At 54.4% G+C, this 2,700-nt stretch carries 3 protein-coding genes; 2 read left to right on the top strand and 1 reads right to left on the bottom strand.

Annotation, left to right across the window (positions count from 1 at the left end):
* Window positions 1-463: four-carbon acid sugar kinase family protein (locus QZ279_RS07055; RefSeq protein ID WP_293449551.1), on the bottom strand; the 463-nt coding region annotated here is incomplete at its 3' end.
* Window positions 464-579: 116 nt separating this feature from the next.
* Here QZ279_RS07055 and QZ279_RS07050 point away from each other — a divergent pair.
* Together QZ279_RS07050 and nanR are read left to right on the top strand one after the other, a co-directional pair.
* A complete protein-coding gene (locus QZ279_RS07050; RefSeq protein ID WP_293449549.1) occupies window positions 580-1,410 on the top strand; it encodes a phosphogluconate dehydrogenase C-terminal domain-containing protein in 831 nt (276 codons plus the stop codon).
* A gap of 195 nt (window positions 1,411-1,605) precedes the next feature.
* Entirely contained in the window at window positions 1,606-2,346 is a 741-nt protein-coding gene (gene nanR / locus QZ279_RS07045; RefSeq protein ID WP_366513901.1) for a transcriptional regulator NanR, read from the top strand.
* Window positions 2,347-2,700: the final 354 nt, after the last annotated feature.

The following is a 2,700-nucleotide window of genomic DNA, read 5'->3' as shown; positions in this document are numbered from 1 at the left end:
CAAGTCGGCATACAGCGTCACCAAAGCCCGCAAACAGATGCCCGAAAGACTGGTATCGTCGCATCTGTGGGGCGGCGATCATGACTGGCACAGCGGCGGGCGAGCACGTGCGCGCGCCGATCTCGATGGCGCGACCGATGGATCCCACGCTTGGCGAAGAATCCAGTGTGGAGCACACTTTATAATGCATGAGCGCCGGCTTAAGAGCGGCCAGCTGCGCGAAAATCCCTGGCATTTCTGCATCCATCCACAGAGGCGATTGTGCGCGCGCCGTAGATGCTACGCCGATCCCTTTGAGATCGGGGTATTTAGCAAGCTGGTCCTGCGTCGGCGGCTCCAGAAACAGCATCGCGGGCAGCCCGGCAAAGGTTAAAACCTCCATCACCGCGGCGGCACCCGTGAAGTCATCGGCATACCACGCAATCAGGGGGGCATCCCGCACTCTGTCTTTCGGTTGCATCATCGTCCTTCGCCCTTCATCGCATAAAAAGCATTTGACATAAAAACATGATTAGATACTCATTATACCAGTTGTCAATTAAATCCCCCCGAACCGCGGGGATCACGGAAGGGGTTTTTATGAAAAAGCTAGCTTTGTTTGGTGCAGGCGGGAAAATGGGCATGCGCCTTGGTGCGAACCTCGCCAAAACCGATGAATTCGAAACCATGCATGTTGAAGTGTCTGAGGCAGGGCAGGCCGCCGTTCGCGAAGCTTACGGTATTGACTGCGTTGACGTTGATATCGCCCTCGACGGGGCCGACATCATTGTGCTGGCTGTTCCTGACACGGTAATCGGCAAAGTTGCCCATGGCATCATCGACAAAGTAAAGTCTGGCGCGGTGATCTTTGTTCTTGATGGTGCTGCGCCTTTTGCAGGCCACTTGCCCGAGCGTGCAGACATCACCTATTTCATGTCCCACCCCTGCCATCCTCCAATCTGGAACAACGAAAACACAACTGAAGAGCGGCGGGATTACTTTGGTGGCATCTCTGCGGATCAGGGGATTGTGAACGTCCTAATCCAGGGGCCTGAAGAGCACTACGCCGTGGGTAAAAGTGTCGGCAAAGCGATCTATGCGCCTGTCGTTCGCTCGCACCGCGTGACGCTCAAGCAATTCGCTCTGCTGGAGCCCGGCTTGTCCGAGACGGTCAATGGCTCATTGATGAAGGTGCTGCGCATGGCAATGGATGAGGTTGTCAAGAAGGGCGTATCTTATGATTGCGCCCGCGACTTCCTGTTGGGTCACATGAACATCATGGGTGCGGTCATGTTTGACCAGCATCAGGGCGTCTTTTCTGACGCCGCCAATAAGGCAATTGAATTTGGGATTCCGGTCCTGATGAAAGACGACTGGCTGCGTTGTTTCGATGACGACGAAATCGCAGCAAGCGTAAACCGGATCACTTGATCCAAGGAGGTCGGGCGTCTGCCCATATCACGCTGCCTCAGATATTCAGAAGCTTCCTGCCCTTCATTGCAATTCAGGTCACGGTTTTGATGCTCATCCTGCTTGTACCTCAGATCACCACGTTGTTCTTGCACTAATCAAGGGGTTGACTGGTCAACTGGTTATAGATGTGGGAAACTTGGCATAACGAAAGCAATGAGGCCGCACAGCATGAGTACAAAGACGGATCTTCATCAAGTTGACGCTCCGATCATACGCCAAAAATTGTCGGATCAAGTGTTCGATCGCCTTTGGGCGATGGTACAATCGGGAGAACTGTCTCCGGGGGATGCCATGCCATCGGAGCGGACCCTGATGGAGCGCTTCAACGTGGGTCGCCCTGCTGTCCGCGAGGCCTTGCAAACCATGGCAAACAAGGGGCTGATCACAATCGCTCATGGGGAACGCAGCCGTGTGAACAAGCTCACGCCCGGCATTGCCTTTGATCAGGTCGATGACATTGCTAAACTGCTTCTGTCAACCGAACCGTCCAATCTGGAAAACCTCAAACAGATCCGCAAAATCCTTGAAGCCGGGTCGATCGAGATAGCAATCAAACACTGCACAGCGGAGGGCATCTCAGAACTTCGCGCTCTTGTGGAGGATCAGCGCAGCAAGCTTGGTCATGAAAGAGCGTTCATCGAAGCTGATATCGCCTTTCACGTGGCGATCGCCAAGCTGACAGAAAACCCGTTGATTCAAGCTGTGACGCAAGCGATGCTGTCATGGTTGTCAGCCTATTACAAACCGGTACTTCATTGGCAGGGGCGTGAGGATACAACCTTGCTCGAACATGCACATATTGTTGATTTGATGGAGCGAGACGATTTGCTTGGCGCGCAGAAATTACTGTGCGACCACCTGAACCGATCCGAACCGCTTTACGACTCCAACTGAGCAGAATGAGTGCATGCCTGTGGCCGAGGCTCGGGCTTTGCATCAATGTCTGCATTAGCTCGAGCCTTTCCACAAAAAAAATCAGTCGTCATACCCCCGCCTGACTACCCACGAAGGGAAGCCGGGCGGGGGCTAAGTATTGCTGTCGTTTAGCAGTCTAGGCCTCGGGGCGGCCTCACCCCTTCCACAATCTCTCGCTTCTGCGCATCGGATATCCCTGCTGAGTACAGCCTGTAGGTCAGCTTATTGGCGGACCTAGCGGAGTGATGTCCCACAAGTGTTGCGGTGAAGTGCTCGGAGACCCCTGTGCGCTCACACTGGGTGATGAACCACTTGCGGGTGGAGTGGAACACG

This window comes from Planktotalea sp. (genome assembly GCF_018607965.1).
Taxonomy (GTDB): domain Bacteria; phylum Pseudomonadota; class Alphaproteobacteria; order Rhodobacterales; family Rhodobacteraceae; genus Planktotalea.
This window is presented reverse-complemented; position numbering and strand designations above follow the sequence as displayed.